Raw genomic sequence first — 19,686 nt, forward strand, 5'->3', positions numbered from 1 at the left:
TTAAACGGAGAGTTTTTTTTAATCACTATAAACGTTTACGTAAATAAAAAAGTCCCCTCAGGATTGATACACGGTGAGTTTGCGGAGATTACAATACTAATTCTCCACTAAGCCTACCGTCCCATGCGAACAACTACCTTTTTGCTGATCATCTTGGCGCTGGCAGCAAGCTTATCTGCGCATGCCCAAACCCGTCAGGTGACAGGCGCCGTTCTGAGCGCCGTCGACAGAGCGCCGCTCCCTGGAGTCTCGGTAGTTGTGAAAGGCACTACCACGGGTACTTCTACTGATCCTGAAGGAAAGTTTAATCTATCGGTGCCAGCTGATAGCCAGCCTGTACTGGTTCTGTCTTTTATTGGCTTTGAGCCCACTGAAGTAAGTGTGGGCAATAGGTCAACTATCGATGCAATTCAGCTCAAGGAAAAAACCACCGAGCTAAACGATGTGGTCGTGGTCGGTTACGGCACCCAGCGTAAGCAGGATGTAACGGGCGCCGTGGCGTCCATTTCGGCCGGGCAGGTGGCCGAAACGCCTATCACACGGGCCGACCAGATATTGCAGGGCCGGGTGGGCGGCGTACAGGTGACGCAGACCAACTCTGAGCCGGGCGGCAACGTCTCCATCCGCATCCGGGGGACAAATTCCATCAACTCCGGCAACGAGCCGCTGTTTGTGATTGACGGCTTTCCGGGAGCTGGCGATTTGAACTCTATCAACCCCAGCGACATCGAGTCGATTGAGGTGCTGAAAGATGCGTCGGCCACGGCTATTTATGGTAGCCGGGGGGCAAATGGCGTCGTGATTATCACCACCAAAAAAGGCAAGGCAGGCGCTAATACCATCAACTTTGAAGCCTACACCGGCGTGAGCAATATTCGCAAGCAGTATGACCTGATGAACGCCACCGAGTATGCTACTTACCTGAACGAGGCCCAGGCGCTCAACAACTTAGAGAACCGAACTACTACGCCCTTGCCCTTTACCCAAGACCAAATAGCGCAGCTGGGCGAAGGCACCGATTGGCAGGACGAGGTTTTTCGCCAGGGCCGGATAAGCAATTATCAACTGGGGTTTAATGAGGGCAACGCGGACACCCGCTACAACCTGAGCTTCAACTACTTCGACCAGGACGGTATTATCCAAAACTCGGGCTTAAAGCGCGGGTCTATTCGGCTGAACCTGGATAAAAGAGTCAGCAATAAAATCAACGTCAACTTCACCAGCCAGATTTCCCGCACGCAGCAGCAGCGCACCACCGTGAATACCAATGGGGGCAGCGGTGGCGGCGTGGTTCTGGATGCGCTGCGGTTTAGCCCTACGCAGACCGTACGCGACGCGGACGGCAACTATACTTTACAAAACCAGCCGATACCCTACGTAGAAATTGGCGGTAACCCCGTCGCCTACGCTGACCTGGCCAAGGACGAGGCAACTGTCACGCGCGGCCTGATCAACGTAGCCGGGGAATATGAAATTCTGAAAGGCCTGAAGCTGCGCATTGCCGGTGGGGTCGACATTTTTGGCAACCTGCGCAATCAGTTTATTCCCTCTACCGTGTTCGTAGGCCAGAATACAAACGGCTCCGCGACCAAGGCGTCGAATAGCAATTATAGCTGGCTGAACGAGAATACGCTGACCTTCGACCGGGCACTAAACGAGAATAACGCCCTGAACGTGGTGATAGGTCTTACGTCGCAGCAATTCGTAAATGAGAACTACACCGCCGCTGCAAATAACTTTTTTACGAATGCGCTGGGCAGCGACAATCTCGGTATCGGGGCCAATATCCTGACCCCCATATCCGGGAAAAGCCAGAACACCCTGGCGTCTTATTTTGGCCGCGTTAATTACCGTTTGTTCGAGAAATACCTGTTCACATTTACCATGCGCGCCGACGGCTCGTCGCGTTTTGGCGCCGATAATAAATGGGGCTATTTTCCGTCGGCGGCCGTTGCGTATCGAATTATTGATGAGCGCTTCATGGAGAATTTATCCGCCTTCAGCGACCTGAAGCTGCGCGCCAGCTACGGCATTACCGGCAACCAGGAAATTGGCTCGTATCAATCGGTGGGGCGCTACGGCCTGAACGCGTACACGGCTGGTACTACGCGCCTGGTTGGCTTAGCGGCTTCCAACATTCCCAATCCAAATCTGAGCTGGGAGTCAACGGCTTCTGCCGATGTGGGCATCGACTTAGCCTTCCTGAAAAACCGGATAACCGTAACAGCAGACTATTACTACAAGAAAACCACCGACCTGCTGCTGCAAGTGTCGATTCCGCAGACCTCGGGCTTCTCCAATATTCTGCAAAATGCCGGCAGCGTGCAGAACAAAGGCTTCGAGTTCTCTTTGAATACGGTGAATTTTGACGCCAAAGCATTCTCCTGGAACACCAACCTGAACCTGTCGCTCTAACCGCAACAAAGTGCTCGACCTGAATGGCGAGCGGGAGCGGTTTGTGGGCCAGTCCAGCACCAGCATCTTTCCGGGTGCCACGGGCGCTACCAGCGTGCTGCGCGTGGGCGAGTCCATCGGCTCCTTTTATGGCTACGTGTTTCAGGGAATCTGGCAGACGCCCGAGGAAATTACGGCCAGCGGCATCACCACTCTCGTGCGCCCCGGCGACCCGCGCTACGCTGACCTGAATGGCGACAATCGAATTGATGGCAACGACCGCACCATCATCGGACAGGCTCAGCCCAAATTTATTTACGGCGTCACCAACAACTTCACCCTGGGGCCGGTTAGCCTGAGCCTCTTTATCCAGGGCGTGGAAGGCTCCGACATTCTGAACCTAAACCGCTACGAGCTGGAGTCGGGCTTTGTAGCGCCCAATAAGCTCAAGACCGTGGTAGACCGCTGGACCGGCCCCGGCACCAGCAACACCATCCCAAAGGCCAACAGCGTCGTGCGGCGCAATACGGGCATCACGAGTGACGTGGTGGAAGACGGCAGCTTCGTGCGCCTCAAAACTGCCACCATATCCTTCCAGGTACCTGTGCCTCAGGGCATGAGCAACACTGTGAAATCGGCTAGCATCTACGTGACCGGCCAGAACCTGATTACGATTACCGACTACTCGGGCTTCGACCCGGAGGTAAACTCATTTGGTAACTCCGGCCTGAGCCTGAACACCGACTACAACGCTTTTCCCACCACCCGGACCTTCATTGCCGGCGTGCGGATTGGCTTTTAATCAACTAGGTAATAATCGGTACTGACATGAAAAAGAAGATTATTCTCCTGGGCATCTGTTCACTTGGCTTGTTCTCCTCCTGCGAGAAGTTTCTGGAAGAAAAGCCCTACGACTTCCTGACGAGCAGCAATTTTTATCAAAACGAAGGCGACGCAACTGCCGCCCTGAACGGGGTATTCAGCACCATGCAGGTGCAAACGCATTATGGCCGCACGGTGTGGCTGGTGACGGAGTTGCCTGGCGAATACATGGAGGTGGTGGGTGCCGCTACCGGCGACCGCGCCGAGCTGAACCGCTACACCTACACCGCCAACAACGGGGAAATTGCCTTCTGGTGGATCAACACGTATCGGATGATCAGCCGGGCCAACGACGTGATTGAAAAAACGCCCCCCATCAACATGGACGAGGCGCGCAAAAACAACATCATCGGCAATGCGCGCTTCCTGCGGGCGCTGGGCTATTTTGAGCTGGTCCGCAGCTACGGCGATGTGCCTCTTATTTTAAGTCCCGTCAAAGGCCCCAACGACGACCTCCGGCCCGCGCGTACGCCCCAGGCGCAGATCTATGAGCAGATTATCGACGACCTAAAATTCGCGGAGGCCAACTGCCTGCCGGAAAACCAGATTCCGGCGGCGAATAAGGGCCGGATATCTACTGGCGCCGCCTCATCTATGCTGGCCAAAGTATACCTGACCCGCGCCAGCAGCCCCGCCGCGCAGGGCGCCGACAATCAGGAGGCGCTGGCGGCCTGCAACCGCGTGATTTCTTCCAATACGTACAGCCTCTCGCCGGTGTACGGCGACGTGTTCTTGCCCGATCGGGAAAATGGGCCGGAGCATATTCTTTCCGTGCAGTTCGATTTGCCCCCCAACGTGGGCAATATCATCGTGCGGCAGAATTACCCGGCGCTGCTGGGTGGGTTTGCGTCGTTCACGGTGAGGGACGCTTTTGTTAACTCCTACGCCGCTACCGATGTGCGCAAGGAGTGGAACGTAAGCAACCGCGCCGGCACCACCACGCTGCCTCAGTACTACTTCAACAAGTTCCGCGACGACCGGCGCATCGGCAACGACTCGCGCGTGAACTGGCTTATCACCCGCTTCGCCGACGTACTATTAATGCAATCGGAGGCGCTGAACAACCTGAACGCCGGAGATGCCACTAAGTACCAGGGGATAAACGGCGTACGGGTGCGAGCTGGTTTGGCCCCACTACCACTCACGGCTACTACCAAAGATGCGTTTGTGGATCTATTGGTACGGGAGCGAGGTTGGGAGCTGTGCTACGAAGGCCACCGCCGCTACGACCTGCTGCGCCTGAACCGCCTGAAGCAAGTGCAGCAAGCCACGTTCAACCGCGTTATCAGCGACAACTACCTGCTGTTCCCGATTCCGCAGAGCGAGGTCATTCTCAATCCGAACCTCACGCAAAACCCCGGTTTTTAACTGCTGAAAATCGCGCTGGGGGGTTTTTTTGGTAGTCGCTAATGCGTTGTGAGCGTGCGGTTGCATCTGCAAATGCTGCCGGGAATTCACGCTTACTCGCAGACTACCAAAAAATGCCCCCCAGTCGCAATATTACCGGCTGGGGGGCATTTTCGGGCGTTGTACACGCCTGCATTCGCTGGTACTATTTCACCGAAGCCACTACTCGCCAGGGCTCACACTACCTCATTCTAATCCTGCTATACATGGGAGTAAAGTATAAAGCACTTCTTCTCTCCACGATGCTGCTAGCGGGCCAGGCGGTAGTTGCCCAAAAAGGTAATGCAATTCCGGTGGAGCAGGTTATTGCGTTGACCGAGAAGCAGTACACAGGCTACTGTAAGCAATACCCCGACAGCACCAAATATCCGCGCAGCACCAAAGAAGACGGCACTATTCTGCTGACTTCGTCCCGCAACTGGACCAGCGGGTTTTTCGCCGGTAGCCTGTGGTATCTGGCGCGGTTTACGAACCAGGAAAGCTGGCGCCGCCGCGCCGCCGCCTGGACCGAAACGTTGGAGGCGGAAAAAAACACGACCAACACGCACGATCTGGGCTTTATCCTGAACAATTCCTTCGGCCAGGGCTACGCTTTGACCCAGAATCCGAAGTACAAAGACGTGGTATTACAGGCCTCCGCTACGTTGGTGCGGCGCTTCAACCCTACAGTCGGTGCCATTCGCTCCTGGGATTTCGCGCCGTTCACGTATCCGGTTATCGTCGATAATCTGATGAACCTGGAAATGCTGTTGTCGGCGGCCAAGCTCAGCGGCGACACCACGTTGGCGCGCATCGCCACAACGCACGCCGACACCGATCTGAAATACCGGTTTCGCAAAGACCACAGCACCTTCCACGTCCTCGACTTCGACCCCGCTACCGGCAAACCCCTGAAGCGAATAACGCACCAGGGCCTGGCCGATAACTCCTGCTGGGCGCGGGGTCAGGCTTGGGCGATTTATGGGTACACCATGCTCTACCGCTACACCAACAACAAGCAATACCTCGCCGCCGCCCAGCACGCCGCCGACTATTTCATCAAGCAAACCAACCAGATTCCGGACCACATTCCCTATTGGGATTTCAACGATCCGGCCATCCCCAACTCGCCCCGCGATGCGTCGGCCGCGGCCGTAGCCGCCTCGGGCCTGTTGGAGTTGAGCAAGTATGCCAAGAGCCAGAAGAAGTATAAGGAGGCCGCTACGGCTATGCTGAGTAGCCTCTGTACGCCGCAGTACCTGGCAGTAGCGGGGACCAATAACTTCTTTCTGCTGAAGCATTCCACGGGAAATAAGCCCGCCAAATCGGAAATCGATGCGCCGCTAGTATATGCCGATTACTACTTTCTGGAGGCATTGTGGCGCTACAAGAACTACGCAACGCTGGCGCTTCAATAAATTCCAGAACGTCATGCAGAGCGTAGAGAAACATCTCGCTCGCCTCGTTGCCAAGTAACTTTTAAAAGGAGTTGTATATAGTCGTCTGTCATCCTGACGAAGGAAGGACCTTATCACGTATGCACGAGTCGTTATTATGCCAGTCGTTCTTCGGGCATAAGGTCCTTCCTTCGTCAGGATGACAGAAGGAGCGAAAGAAAAGAGTTATTTCGGGAAGATCTGCATGACGACCAGACTAATTGAATAGCTAACCGAGAAACTGACTTCAGCTTCATTGCGAAAAGCTGAAAGAATACGCACTAACCATTAGCTCGTGAAAGTCGTCAAGCTCGCTGTAATTTTTCTGATTTTCTTACTGGGGGGCAAATACGCCTCTGCCCAGAAAAGTACCCGCTTAAACGACAACTGGGAGTTTGTACGGCAGGATTTGGGCGGGGTGTGGGAAGCGGTGCGGCCCATCGGCGCGGGCAACCCCGAAAGTGTGCCGCTGTGGGAGAAGGTAACGCTGCCGCACTGTTTCAACGCCCGCGACGCCGTCAATCCGGACGTGAACTACTACCAAGGGCCTGGCTGGTACCGCACTCAGCTGGAGGTGCAAAACCCCTATGCCAACGGCCGCACGCTGCTCCATTTTGAAGGTGCCGGCCAGAAAACCGATGTCTACATCTACACCACCAAAGTAGGTAGCCACGTGGGCGGCTACGACGAGTGGACGGTCGATATCACCCAGGCCGTGGCCGATTTCAAACAAACGGAAGTCTTTCAAAAGCAATTCAAGGGCAAAGTTCCCCTCTCGATTCGCAGCGACAACTCGCGCGACCTGGAGATGATGCCCTCCGATTTATCGGATTTCAACGTGTATGGGGGGCTGTATCGCTACCTGAATCTGGTGTATGTACCGGCTGTTTCGCTGGAGCGGGTGATGGTCAAAGCGGAAGTTGACCCGGCCGGCAAGCAAGGCTGACTGAACATTAAAGCTGCTTTTCAGGAGCCCTCGCCGGGTGGCAAAGCCCAGGTACTAGTGCGCGTGCTGGACCCAAAAGGTAAGCAAGTCGGGAAGTACCAGGCAAGCTATACGGTGAAAGCAGGCGAACAGGATCTGCACACATTCCAGCTGAAAAATCCGCAGCTCTGGTCGCCGGACAAACCGCAGCTGTACACGGTGCAGTTAACCGTGAAATCCGGTGCCGACACCTTCGTGCGAACCGAGAAAGTTGGCTTTCGGCACATCGAGTTTGTGGAGAAAGGCCCATTTAAATTAAATAGCCAACGCCTGCTGCTGCGCGGTACCCACCGCCACGAAGACCACGCGGGCGTAGTCGCCGCCATGACCGAACCCATGATTCGGCAGGAAATGCGGATGATGAAGGAAATGGGCGTCAACTTTATCCGTCTGGGGCATTACCAGCAGTCGCACATTGTGCTGCAGCAGTGCGACAGCCTCGGCATAGTGGTGTGGGAGGAGATACCATGGTGTCGGGGTGGCCTGGGGGGCAAAATTTATCAGGAGCAGGGCCGCCGCATGCTCACCAACATGGTTCAGCAGCACTACAACCATCCGTCGGTTATCATTTGGGGGCTAGGCAACGAAAACGACTGGCCCGGCGACTTTCCGGAGTTCAATAAGGAAAAGATTCGGACCTACATGAAGGAGCTGAACGCGCTTTCCCACCAGCTCGACCCGGCCCGCTACACCGCCATCCGTCGCTGCGATTTCTGCAAAGACATCGTAGATGTGTATTCGCCCTCCATCTGGGCCGGCTGGTACCGCGGCGTATACACCGATTATAAGGAAGTCAGCGAGAAAGAGTTTCAGGGCGTGAAGCGCTTCCTGCACGTGGAGTGGGGCGGCGACAGCCACGCCGGCCGCCACTCCGAGAACCCCGACAACGCCCTGGCCAAAATCAGCAGTGCCCAGCGCGCCGACGAGCGAGCCGGCGATGCGTCCCTGTTCGGCGGCAGCGCCCGCGTCTCGAAAGACGGCGACTGGAGCGAAACCTACCTCTGCAACCTCGTGGATTGGCACCTGAAGGAGCAGGAAACCATGCCCTGGCTCAGCGGCACGGCCTACTGGCCCTTCAAGGATTTCTCCACGCCCGTCCGCCCCGATAATCCAGTGCCCTACATGAACCAGAAGGGCGTAGTAGAGCGCGACTTCACCAAAAAAGAGGCCTACTACGTGTTCCAATCGTACTGGACCACCAAGCCGATGGCGCGCATCTACGGCCATAGCTGGCCCGTGCGCTGGGGCGACAAAGGCAAGCAGAAGATGATAAAAGTGTATTCCAACTGCGAGCAGGCCGAGCTGTTTGTGAACGGCAAAAGCTACGGCGTAAAGAAGCGCAACAGCCAGGATTTCCCGGCCGCCGGTCTGCATTGGACTGTCCCGTTCGTTGGGGGGCAAAATCAGGTGCGCGTAGTAGCGCGCCAAGGCAAGCAAACCGTGCAGGATGAAATCAGTTTCCGCTACCAAACCCAGAAATGGGACAAACCCACCCGCCTGACGCTGGAAAAAACAGGTGAAGCCGACGGCCTGACCACCGTCGAAGTAAAGCTCTTCGACGCCCAAGGTGTGCAGTGTCTTGATGCGGCCAACTGGGTACATTTTTCCCTTGCCGGGGCGGGCAAGTTGCACGATGATCTAGGCACCAGCAGCGGCTCCCGCAAAGTGCAGGCCTACAATGGGCGAGCCATCATCCGCCTAGAAGCCCAGGCCGGCAAGACGGCCGTAGCAGCTCAGTCGCCCGGTTTGGAAACCGTGCTGCTGACGCTATGAGTGGGGGGCTTTTTCTGGATAAGTTATCCAGCTTTGTAGCTCTAAGTGCTATATTTTGTCTGGCTGTCTACAATATTAATCGTCTTACTAAATTCAGGCTATCCTTTCAAGCGATCCTCCAATGAAAACTCTGCGACAGCCTGTTCAGCCTACAGGAAAAAAGGTGCTGCTGCTTACCCTCCTCCTGTTGCCTATTGGGTGCTTACTGTGGAAGTGGAGCACGCTGCCCGCCCAGGTCCCCTTGCATTTCTCCCGAGGCGGCGCGGATAGCTACGGCGACAAGCGGGCACTCATTGGCCTTGTACTCGTGCCTCTTATCGTATATATCGCGCTTCCTTTCATAAACCGAGTAAAAGCGGGGAATACCGAGCGCTCACAAATCGGGACGGGTGTGGCGGTCTTTTTGAGTGTGATACTATGCGCGTTGCTGGTAGTCAGAATGCCTGCTAGATAGCTTTACCGCAGTCGAGTGACTGCGGGGGCATTTACTAGCCCGTGAAACATTAGTATTTATTGATTTCCAGTAAATAGTTTTCGTTTAGCAATAATAAATGTAGCTTAACAGAATATTTTACTATTCAATTTATAGAGCTATGCCGTTTTCTGTAACCCTTGCCTCTATCCGCCCAAGAGCGTTTCTGTTGTTATATATGGGCACGGCGCAGTTGCTGATTTTTGTAGGGGCAGTCAGTTATAATTTTTGGAGGAGTGACCACATAGTCGTGTTGAACGTGCAGGCTCACAAAATAGCCGCTGATCAGCCGCACTTATCCACTCATATCAACTCGCCTGTGGGTGCGTACCTGACCGGTACGCAGGGAACTTTGCTGTATCAAACCACTTCGTTTTGGGACCACCTGTTGCTGTACCGCCTTGGCGACATGACCCTTATGGATGCGCTGTTTGGGTTCGTCATCGGGGTTTACCTGTTCCGAGTACTGCTAGGGTTGCGGGCAGGCTATGAGTTTTCGAGCCGCTTGAGCCGGGCCATCACGATAATCGGCGGGCTCACGGTAGCGATGCACTTTATAAAATCGGCTTGCGACATGGGTATAAAGCTGGTGTTCGAGGCTCGCATTCAACACCTGTTCTTCCTCGCTACCCCGCCGGCAAGCTTCATATACCTCATCTTGGGCTCCGTGTTGCTAATTTGTGCCCAATTGCTGCGGCGGAGCCAAGAACTGCAGCACGAAACCAACCTGACGATCTGAATGCCAGTCATCGTACAGCTTGACGTAATGCTGGCGCGCCGTAAAATGAGCTTAACGGAACTGAGCGAGCGGGTGGGCATCACCTTGGCCAACCTAAGCATACTCAAAAGCGGCAAGGGCAAGGCCATCCGCTTTTCAACGCTCGCGGCGCTGTGTCAAGCCCTAGCCTGTCAGCCCGGCGACTTGTTGGAATACGCGCCCGATGAAGACATTGAGCCATCGAATACTCTATTCGCTGACAAGGATATAGAATAATCTTCAGCATGACGAGGGCGGCCAATCTCAAGCTTAGGCTAAACTGCACCAATGGCCTTGCGCACCGCCCCCGCCACATGCGGCAAATTCTCATCTGTCATAGCGGAGCCGGAAGGCAGGCATAGGCCACGCTGAAACAGATCCGCGCAGATGCTGCCGCCGTATCGGGGGGCATTTTGGAAGAGGGGCCGCGGATACAGCGGTTTCCAGAGGAGCGTTTGTTTACCTAACACCTGACGAGGAGGGTATCAAGAGCAAGCCCTACCAGAACCTATTGGTGCACACCACTTGAGCTTTTTTCTTCAGGCGCAACCCCAGCAGCACCTCGTGGCTGCCGCCGTGGTAGCCGGCCAGCTCAGAGAGGCCTGCGTCATAGGAATAGCCCAGCGTGAACTGCTCGTAGCTGATGCCCACCAGCGCCACCACCGAGTCGAAGGCGCGCCAGGACACGCCGGCCCACAGCAGATCCTGGTACTTGAGCTTGGCGTTAATGTCGAGCGAGAGCGGGGCCGGGTTCACGGCCTTGAGCAGCACCGACGGCACCAGCGACCAGTCATCACTGAGCGGCACCCGCACTCCGGCCGTGGCGAAGTAGTGCCGCTTCAGGGAGTTGCCGGGCGCGCCCGCGTCCAGCGGGTTGGGCCCGTAGGAGAAGTTGAGCTTATTGCCCAACAGCTGTGCGCCCGATACGCCCACGTAGAAATCGGAGCTGTACACCCACAGGCCCACCGACCCATCCAACACCCGCGAGGCGGCACTGGCCGCTTGGGTCGTGGGGTCGAAGAATCGCAGCTTCTGCCCATCGACGGCAAACTGCTGCATGCCCGCCGACACGCCCAGCGCCGCCCGGAGGTTGGGCCTTAAAACCAGATTGTAGGCGTAGGAAGCGTAGGCCCCGGTTCGGCTCGTGGGCCCGGTCTCGTCTTTATACACAATGCCCCCCACCGCGTGAAACGGCCGGCGCAGGTCGCGGAGGGTACGCTTGCTGGTGGTACGCCACTTGCCGAGCGAGGAGCTGGCGCTGGCGTAGTAGGTTTTGGGCGCCCCCTCCAGGCCCGTCCACTGGGTGCGGTAGCTGAACTTGACGTCGATATAATCCTCCACGCCGGTTGCACCAGGGTTGAGAATGTAATTGTTGTTCATGTACTGGCTGTATTGCGCCTGCTGCTGGGCCCAGGCTGGCGCGGCGGCTAGCAGCGGGAGCAGCAGCAGAATTAAAGCTCTTTTCATAGCAGTATTGCCTTAGTGTCCATCTAAGAAGAAGGTGGTCTGGCTGCAACAGACGCAGCCGGACGTGTTGTTAATACAGAATCGTAATTGACCCGCTGTAGGACTTGCCCAGCGGGCCCCGCGTGGTGACGACGTAATAGTAGGTGCCGACCGGCGCGGGCTGGCCGTTGATGTCGCCGCGCCACTCATTGGCCCGGCTGTAGTTTTCGGCCGAGAAAATTCGGTTGCCCCAGCGGTTGAACACGCTCACGGTGTTGTCGGGAAATTGCTCGATGAATTCAATCTGCCAGGTGTCGTCGCGGCCGTCGCCGTTGGGCGTGAAGGCATTGGGAATGCGGATGGGTGGGCGCACGGTCACCGTCACCTGGTCGGAGTCGGCGCAGCCGCCTTCCCCAGCCGAGAGCGTGTAGGTCGTGGTCACCGTGGGCGAGGCCACGGGCCGCAGCGGGTCGTTGGCCCGAAAAGTCAGCCCTACCGTCGGCGTCCACGTCACGGGGTAAGTGCCATCGGCGCGGCCCTCCAACGTCACGGAGGTGCCGGCCAGAATCTCCTTATCGGGGCCGGCATCCACGTCAACCGGTGGTTGAATGCGCACGGCCACGCCATTGGAAACAGCCGCGACTTGCTGTCCGCACACGTTGGTCGTGCGCAGGCGCAGCGTCACGGTCTGGCCCTCGCGCAGCGTCGTGCTGGTGAAGACCGGGCCCGTGGCCCCGGCCACGTCGCTGCCGTTGACCTGCCACTGGTATTCGGGGGTCGGGCCGGCCTCGGTCACGCTGGCGATGCTGAACGTAAGCGGCGCGCCCAGGCACACCGGCCCGCCCGGCTGCACGGCAATGGCGAGCGTGGGCAGTGGCGTCGGCGTGCGCGTCACTGTGACCGTGGCCGTGGCCGGAGCCGTGCTGCACAGCCCCGCCGTGGGCGTCACCTCGACCCGTACCTGGTCGCCGGTCACCAACGTGCTGCTGGTGAACGTGGGCCCGCTGGCTACGGCCACGTTGTTGACGAACCACTGAAAAATAGGCGCGGGACCCGCGTTGGTAGCCACGGCCGTGAAGGTCAGGGCCGTGCCGGGGCACTGCGTGGGCGGGGCCGCCAGGCTCACACTGGGCATCACGAGAGGCTGTACCCGTACCGTCACGACGTTGGAAGTCCCCGTGGAGCAGGTGCCGGTGCCCGAGGTCACCCGGCGGCGGAAGAAGGTGGTAGCCGTCATTGGACTGGGCGCGAACGTCGGATTGGTGGCGCCAGGAATTGCCCCCCAGGTTACGTTATCCGCCGAGGACTCCCACTGATACGCAAAGGTGCCCGTGCCGCCGCCAGCCTCGCTGGTACTGGTGAGCGGGGTAGGTGCGGCACCCGCGCAGATGGTCTGGTCAGCCGCGATGCTACCCGCGCTCAGGGCCGGCAGCACCGTCAGGGCGACGGAGGGTGTAAACACCAACCCGCAAGGCCCCGACGTTACCTGGCGGCGGAAGAAAGTATTAGTCGTGAGCGGACCGGGTGTGTAATCGGCGCCAGTGGCCCCGACAATGGGCGTCCAGTTCGCGTTGTTTGGCGACGACTCCCATTGGTAGGCAAACGTGCCCGTACCGCCGCTGGCCCCCGCTGTGCTGGTCAGGGAGGCGGGGGTAGCGCCCGGACACAGCGTCTGGTCGGTGCCAATGGTGCCGGCCGTTAGGGCGGGTAGGACCCTGATGATGAGCACATTGGAAAAGGCTGGGGCGCAGGCACCACCGGCACTAGCCTGACGCCGGAAATAGGTGGTGGCCGCGAGCGGGCCCGGCGCATACGTCGACCCGTTAGCCCCACCAACGGGCGTCCAGGTCGCGTTGTCCGCCGATGACTCCCACTGATAGACGATAGTGCCCGTGCCGCCCGCGGCCGGGGTTTCGCTGGTAAGGGGAGTAGGGGTGCCTCCGGCGCAGAGCGCTTGGTTCGTGGCAATGGTGCCGGCTACCAAGGCCGGCACCACGGTCAGCGTCACTACGTTGGAGGGCGGGGTGGCGCAGGTGCCGGAGCGCACCTGGCGGCGGAAGAAGGTGGTGGCCGTAAGCGGGCCGGGCGTGAAGGTCTCGCCCGTGGCGCCAGAAATTGCCCCCCAGGTGGTGTTATCGAGCGATGATTCCCACTGATACGCAAACGTGCCGGTGCCGCCCGTGGCCGGGGCGGTGCTCGTCAGCGGGGCGGGGGTGCTGCCCGCACATACGGTTTGGTTGGCGGCGATGCTGCCGGCCGTCAGGGCCGGGAGGACGGTGATGACAACGGACGCTGTGGGAGTGCGTGGGGCGCAGAAGCCCGACGTAACCAACCGCCGGAAGTAGGTGGTGACGTTTAATGGACCTAGTGTGAAACCCGGGGCGTTGGCCCCGCCGATGTCGGTCCAGGTGGCGTTGTCCGGCGACGACTGCCACTGGTAGCTGAACTCCCCGGTGCCGGCGCCGGCCGGGGCCGTGCTGGTGAGCGGCGCCGGCGGGGCGCCCGCGCAAATCGCCTGGTTAGCCCCGATGCTGCCCGGCGTGGGTGGGCCGGGCACCCGAATAATACCCCTGGTTTCGCGGCAAAAGCAATCATTGGTGATGCGCAGGGTCACAACGTAGTCGCCGGGCGCAGGGTAGGTGTGAACCGGGTCAGCCACCGACGAAGTGGTGCCGTCGCCGAAGGTCCAGGCGTATACCAGATCGGGGGCCTGAACGGGAAAACTGGCCTGGAAGGTTATCTGCAGGCAAGCCGTGGACCGGGCCCCGATGCCGATCCGCAACAAGGAGCTTTGGTTGAAATTAGGCAAACCCAGCCCACTGCGGCGGCCCCCCAGCGCCAGGCTGTCATCGGCGTAGGCCACTTTCGCCCCCAGCGAGTCGGGGTAGGTAATGAAGCCCAGCGCGGGCTGTTTTTCGCGGGCCACGTAAATCTTGTCGTCGGGGCCTGCCTGCAGGGAACCCAGATTGGCCGGGGGATTTTGATTGAGTGGAATGACCTGTTTGCTGGCTGGCACGTCGGTGGCGTTCAAATCAAACTGCAATAGCTGGGGTGGGCTCTGCACGGTGGCGTAGAGCCGGTTGCGGCTGGGCGAGAACTCGACGCCGTAGTAGCGGCCCGCCCCGCTGTCGATAACCTGGGGATTGCTGACCACGCCCGTGGCGGCATCGAAGGCAAACAGCTCGACGGTGCTGCTGGCGTCGGCCAGGGTTTCGCTGAAGCGGGCCACGGCCAGCTGCTCGCCGTCGGGCGTTACTTTCATTTGGCCGCGGTAGCCCTGAGCCGCCACGCTCGGCGCGTGCAGAGCCCCAACAGTTGAAATTATGGGTGTGAGCTGCACGCCGGCCGGCGTCACGCGGTAAGCCAGAAAAGAGTCGCCGCGGTTATTGGTGCCGCTGGTCGCATTGCCCCAGCCATGCACGATTATCCAGATATCGCAGCCGTTTTTGTGCAGTACGCCGGTCATCTTCTCGGCCGTGCCGAGGGTGAGGGGCGTGTTTTTGGTGGCAGCCACCACTTCGCCTTGGCCCCCATCAGGGATTACAATTTCCGAGTAGCTCAGGCCTTTGGGGCCGCCCTGCGCGTCTTGGGTGAAGATGAAGTAGCGCGTGGGGGCGCCCGGAGGAACTATCCCCGGCCGCTTGATAGCCAAGGGACCGTCGGTGCCGAGGCGGTTGCCGCCCATGCCGGTGCCGTTGAGCATGATGTTGTGGTCGCGGCTCCAGACGGTGTCGCCGTTGCTGTAGAAGAGCAGGCTACCATTACGATCCGACATCACCCCGGAGCCGGCGGGTGCCACCATCCGGCCATCGGTCAGCACTGCGGGCGGAATAGAGTCGGTGGCTTCGTTGAAGTTGAGCCCCGCCCGCTGACCGAAATACCATTGGTTGATGAACTTCTCATCATCGCTGCACTCCGGGGGGGGCGTCGCTTGCGCGCGGGCCGTCGTGGCCGCGCCGCTCAGCAGCAAGAACAACAGCATCAGCAGCCAGCCAGCCGCCGGTCGCACCCGCCTGGCCGGGCATCGCCGGCTGATGCTGGCCGGCTGGCCGGGCTTGGAAATACGCGGGAAGGGAATACTGGTAGTAGATAGGCTAGGATGGGATAGCTCTGCGGGCATAGTGGGGCAGGTAAGTGGGCGGACGGGTAAGCGAGTATTCAGAAAGAAGAGTACCCCTCGCCGCCCCTAAGGAACGGAGCCTGATGGCCAGCTATTGCTAAGAAAAGCGCGGCCAGCCGGCTACAGTAAAGCTACGCACTGCCGACCAGCTTTGTGCAAGGCAATGTCCGAATAGTGATGAGGGCCGCCGTCAGCCACCTATCTCGGGCCAGCCTGGTCAAATTTTTATACTCTCTGTTTTCAGCACGCTATAAAGCATTCGTTCCCGCCCCGGATGCACGTTTGGCTTCGCCCATGCCGCCGCTGTCACCGCTACGCGGTTACTCCGCAACTTGAGTTAATCAGATTAAGTTGATCACCACTTTCAAAGATACTCTACACAACACCCAACACCTCCCGCACCGCCCCGGCTACGCGCCGCAGATCATCCTCCGTCATGGCCGAGCCGGAGGGTAGGCATAGGCCGCGCTCAAACAGGTCCGCGCAGACGCTGCCGCCGTAGTGGGGGGCATTTTGGAAGAGGGGCTGCAAATGCAGGGGCTTCCAGAGGGGGCGGGCTTCGATGTCGCGCGTTTCGAGGTGCTGGCGGAACTGCTCGGGCGTGACGCTGGTGTGGGCGGGGTCGAGGAGGAGGGTGGTGAGCCAGCGGTTGGCGCGGCTGCCGACGGGCTCCTGGGGGGCAAATCGCAGGGCGGGCAGGTCGGCGAGGTGGCGCTGGTACCAGGTGTAGATTTCGCGGCGCTTTTTCACGCGGTCGTCGAGCAACTCCATCTGGCCCCGACCGATGCCCGCGAGGATGTTGCTGAGCCGGTAGTTGTAGCCCGTAGCCGAATGCTGGTAGTGCGGAGCCGGGTCCTTGGCCTGGGTAGCCAGAAAACGGGCTTTTTGGGCCAGATCGGCATTATTTGTAATAAGTGCCCCGCCGCCGCTGGTGGTCAGAATCTTATTGCCGTTAAACGAGAAAACGCCCACTGCTCCGAAGGTGCCCAGCGCCTGCTGGCCGTAGCGGGAGCCGAGCGCTTCGGCCGCGTCTTCGAGCACCGGAATGCCGTATTCGTCGGCTATGGCCAGCAGTTCGCGCAGCTGGGCCGGCATACCGTAGAGATGAACCAGGACCAGGGCTTTGGGCGTTTTGCCCCGCCGGATACGATCCTCAATAGCTTCGCGCAAACGCAGCGGACACATATTCCAGGTTTGCGCCTCGCTATCGACAAAAACTGGCGTGGCACCCAGGTACGCGATGGGATTGGCAGTGGCTACGAAGGTGAACGAGGAGCAAAGCACCTCATCGTCCGCGCCGACGCCCAGCAGAATCAGGCCCAGATGAATAGCAGCAGTGCCCGAATTGAGCGCGACGCAATGCACCGCGCCGGTGTGCTGGCAGATATCGGCCTCGAAACCCGTGATGTTGGGCCCGGCCGGGGCCACCCAGTTATCCTCAATGGCCTTATGAACATAGTTCAACTCGTGACGACCGAGATGGGGTGGGGAAAGAAAAATACGGTCGTGATCCTGACTGTGCATAGGGTGGAAATGGCGGATAGGTAGTGTAATGACAACGCTAAGCTGAAGTTCAAAAAGGTGGTCGTACAGCGTAGCGCGAAGCAACTCGCGTGCATTCGTGGCAACGGTAATTCAGCATCAGTCAGGAAGATGCTTCGCGCTAAGTGCCCTCGCTTATCTATGCCCGCTGACGTGTTTAGCCGCTCCTCAAATGGAGTGCCGCTTAATTATCGCGGCGGGAACACCTACGGCAGTGCAGCCGGGAGGCAAATCGCGGACGGCTACCGCGCCAGCACCCACAATAGTGTTGGCACCTACCCGCACCCGATCGATAACCGTGGCATTGGTACCCAAATACACGCCCGTTTCCAACTGTGCCGCGCCGCCAATGTTGGCGTGCGGCATCAGGGAGCAAAAGTCGCCCAGCACGGCGTCGTGGCCGATGGTGCAGCCCAGGTTGAGGAGCACATGGCGGCCTAGCACGATATCACAGGTCAGAATACAGCCCTGGCTGATAACACAGCCCGCGCCCAGCTCTATGTGCTGATAAGGCTCGCAGGCGACGCCCGGGTGAATGAGCGTAGCGAAGGAAAGCTGCGGCGACGTGAGCTTTTCCACTACGCTGGCTCTACTTCGACTATTGCCGACGGCTACCGTTACGTGCAGCGGCTCGGTTGCGGCATTCAGGTCGGCGGCGGTGCCCAGGTACGGTATTCCGTGAATGGTGTTTGTCGGAGGGCGGGCGTCGTCGTAGAAGCCGGTGACGTGCCAAGTGGGCTCGTATTGGTTGATCTGATGAATCAGGACGAGCACTTCACGGCCCAGTCCGCCGACTCCAAAAATTGCCAACGGACGCGTTACGGGGGGCTGGTCGGCCTCTTCGTACTCAGAGAAAAAAAGCTTGGTCATGAGGAGGCGGAACTGTTGGCAACGGTGGGAGCAGGGGAGCCGCGAAAGGCTTCGGTGGTGGCCTGGTTGGGGGCTGTGATGCCCTGGGCACCCAGCACCTGACGCACGGTACGGGCCAAAATAAGCAGGTCGAGCCGCCAAGATACACGTTCGACGTACCACACGTCGTAGGCAAATTTCTGCTCCCAGCTGATGGCGTTGCGCCCGTTTATCTGCGCCCAGCCCGTCAGGCCAGGGCGCACGCTGTGGCGGCGGGCCTGCTCGGGCGAGTACAACGGCAGATACTCCGGCAGCAAGGGCCGCGGACCTACCAGGCTCAGGTCGCCGCGCAGCACGTTCCAGAGCTGGGGCAGCTCATCCAGGGAAGTAGCGCGCAGCCAGCGGCCCAGGCGGGGCAGCCGGGCGGCATCGGGCAGAAGCCGGCCGTGGGCGTCGCGCCGGTTGGTCATGGTTTGGAGCTTATACAGCCAAAAAAGCCCCCCATGCCGGCCAGGCCGCTGCTGCCGAAAAAGAAATTGTCCCCCGTTTTGCAGAGCCAATAAGCCCCCCGCCAGCAGCAGCACCGGCAGCGTGACGACCAGCAGCGGCCCCGCCAGCCCCACGTCGAGCAGGCGCTTTCCCCAGGCTTGGTACCAATCGGAGGGCGGTGAAGGAGGCATAAAAAGTAAGGTGGGCTGGGGGGGCAAATTTATCGTTTTCTAAAGCGTTCGTAGCGCAAGCTTTCGTGGTTTGAGGTAGGTTTGGGTTTTGGTGTTCCCCTGTTGCCTGCTAAACCCACCGGCCAACGCTTACGCTATTTCCTATGCTCGTTTTTCCGAATGCCAAGCTCAACCTTGGTTTATACATCACCGGCCTGCGTCCCGATGGTTTTCGCAACCTCGAATCGGTGTTTGTGCCGCTGCCGTGGAGCGATGCGCTAGAGGTGCTGCCTGCTACTTCCGGTTCTCTTTCTCTGACGGGCATTCCAATTCCGGGAGAGCCCAGCACGAATTTATGCTGGCGGGCCTACGAGCTGCTGCGGGCCGACTTCGATTTGCCCCCCGTACAAATGCATCTGCACAAAGTAGTGCCCATCGGAGCCGGTTTGGGCGGGGGCTCCGCCGATGCGGCGTTTGCGCTCCGGGCTCTGAACGACCTATTTGACCTGAATTTGCCCCCCGAAACGCTGGAAGGCTATGCCCGCCGCTTAGGCAGCGACTGCGCGTTTTTCATTCAGAACACGCCCGTATTCGCCCACGAAAAAGGCGATGCATTCACTCCCATCACCTTAAATCTGACGGGCACAGCCTGCAAGGTTATCTATCCCAATCTGCATATCAGCACGGCCGAAGCCTACGCCCGCGTCGTGCCCCGCCCGCCCCGCCACGACCTGCGCGCGAGCTTGGCCCAGCCCATGAAAGCGTGGCGCGACACCGTCAGCAATAATTTCGAGGACGCCCTGACGCCCCACTACCCGGTGCTGGGCGAGCTGAAGGGGGCGCTGTATGCGGCCGGTGCCGTGTATGCGAGCCTGTCGGGCTCCGGCTCGGCGGTATATGGACTGTTTCCGGGCCAGGAAATGCCCCCCAGCCTGCCCGCAGCGACCGATTATCTGGTGTGGAGCGGCGTATTGTAACGGTCGGT

The 19,686-nt window shown here is 59.1% G+C and carries 15 protein-coding genes; 10 read left to right on the plus strand and 5 right to left on the minus strand.

From position 1 onward, the window contains the following. Positions 1–123 precede the first annotated feature (123 nt). The 9 genes from B9A24_RS06220 (at position 124) to B9A24_RS06255 (ending at position 10,322) form a co-directional block, all read left to right on the plus strand. Positions 124–2,415 (plus strand): SusC/RagA family TonB-linked outer membrane protein, encoded by a 2,292-nt coding sequence (locus tag B9A24_RS06220; RefSeq protein ID WP_084444318.1) that lies wholly within the window; start codon positions 124–126, stop codon positions 2,413–2,415. 10 nt (positions 2,416–2,425) lie between these two features. After that, positions 2,426–3,196, plus strand: a complete 771-nt coding sequence (locus B9A24_RS06225) for a SusC/RagA family TonB-linked outer membrane protein (protein ID WP_084444319.1) — start codon at positions 2,426–2,428, stop codon at positions 3,194–3,196. Between the two features lie 26 nt (positions 3,197–3,222). Then, positions 3,223–4,644, plus strand: coding sequence for a RagB/SusD family nutrient uptake outer membrane protein (locus B9A24_RS06230; protein WP_084444320.1), 1,422 nt, complete (start codon positions 3,223–3,225; stop codon positions 4,642–4,644). Positions 4,645–4,757: 113 nt separating this feature from the next. Continuing rightward, positions 4,758–6,080, plus strand: coding sequence for a glycoside hydrolase family 88 protein (locus tag B9A24_RS06235; protein ID WP_200813873.1), 1,323 nt, complete (start codon positions 4,758–4,760; stop codon positions 6,078–6,080). 313 nt (positions 6,081–6,393) lie between these two features. Continuing rightward, positions 6,394–7,044, plus strand: coding sequence for a sugar-binding domain-containing protein (locus tag B9A24_RS22260; protein ID WP_200813874.1), 651 nt, complete (start codon positions 6,394–6,396; stop codon positions 7,042–7,044). Between the two features lie 63 nt (positions 7,045–7,107). Beyond that, a complete protein-coding gene (locus tag B9A24_RS06240) occupies positions 7,108–8,856 on the plus strand; it encodes a glycoside hydrolase family 2 TIM barrel-domain containing protein (protein WP_200813875.1) in 1,749 nt (582 codons plus the stop codon). A gap of 121 nt (positions 8,857–8,977) precedes the next feature. After that, positions 8,978–9,310 carry a DUF1648 domain-containing protein gene (locus B9A24_RS23195; RefSeq protein WP_084444321.1) on the plus strand — a complete coding sequence of 111 codons (333 nt, stop codon included), beginning with the start codon at positions 8,978–8,980 and terminating at the stop codon, positions 9,308–9,310. Between the two features lie 139 nt (positions 9,311–9,449). Next, positions 9,450–10,067, plus strand: a complete 618-nt coding sequence (locus B9A24_RS06250) for a DUF2975 domain-containing protein (protein WP_084444322.1) — start codon at positions 9,450–9,452, stop codon at positions 10,065–10,067. Continuing rightward, positions 10,068–10,322 (plus strand): helix-turn-helix domain-containing protein, encoded by a 255-nt coding sequence (locus B9A24_RS06255; protein WP_084444323.1) that lies wholly within the window; start codon positions 10,068–10,070, stop codon positions 10,320–10,322. 261 nt (positions 10,323–10,583) lie between these two features. Here B9A24_RS06255 and B9A24_RS06260 read toward each other — a convergent pair whose 3' ends face one another. The 5 genes from B9A24_RS06260 to B9A24_RS06280 form a co-directional block, all read right to left on the minus strand. After that, positions 10,584–11,552 carry a PorP/SprF family type IX secretion system membrane protein gene (locus tag B9A24_RS06260; RefSeq protein ID WP_084444324.1) on the minus strand — a complete coding sequence of 323 codons (969 nt, stop codon included), beginning with the start codon at positions 11,550–11,552 and terminating at the stop codon, positions 10,584–10,586. Positions 11,553–11,622: 70 nt separating this feature from the next. Beyond that, positions 11,623–15,651: a T9SS type B sorting domain-containing protein gene (locus B9A24_RS06265; RefSeq protein ID WP_084444325.1), complete on the minus strand. Its 4,029-nt coding sequence runs from the start codon at positions 15,649–15,651 to the stop codon at positions 11,623–11,625. 375 nt (positions 15,652–16,026) lie between these two features. Beyond that, positions 16,027–17,175 (minus strand): DegT/DnrJ/EryC1/StrS family aminotransferase, encoded by a 1,149-nt coding sequence (locus tag B9A24_RS06270; RefSeq protein ID WP_084444326.1) that lies wholly within the window; start codon positions 17,173–17,175, stop codon positions 16,027–16,029. A gap of 186 nt (positions 17,176–17,361) precedes the next feature. Further along, complete coding sequence (locus B9A24_RS06275) at positions 17,362–18,063, minus strand: acetyltransferase (RefSeq protein ID WP_084444327.1); 702 nt, start codon at positions 18,061–18,063, stop codon at positions 17,362–17,364. Then, on the minus strand, positions 18,060–18,722 hold the full coding sequence (locus tag B9A24_RS06280) for a sugar transferase (RefSeq protein ID WP_084444328.1): 663 nt from the start codon (positions 18,720–18,722) through the stop codon (positions 18,060–18,062). Before B9A24_RS06280 ends, B9A24_RS06275 begins: the two co-directional genes overlap by 4 nt. A gap of 143 nt (positions 18,723–18,865) precedes the next feature. Here B9A24_RS06280 and B9A24_RS06285 point away from each other — a divergent pair, with 143 nt between their 5' ends. Next, positions 18,866–19,678 carry a 4-(cytidine 5'-diphospho)-2-C-methyl-D-erythritol kinase gene (locus B9A24_RS06285; RefSeq protein WP_084444329.1) on the plus strand — a complete coding sequence of 271 codons (813 nt, stop codon included), beginning with the start codon at positions 18,866–18,868 and terminating at the stop codon, positions 19,676–19,678. The last annotated feature ends 8 nt before the right edge of the window (positions 19,679–19,686 follow it).

This window comes from Hymenobacter roseosalivarius DSM 11622, assembly GCF_900176135.1.
Lineage (GTDB): Bacteria > Bacteroidota > Bacteroidia > Cytophagales > Hymenobacteraceae > Hymenobacter > Hymenobacter roseosalivarius.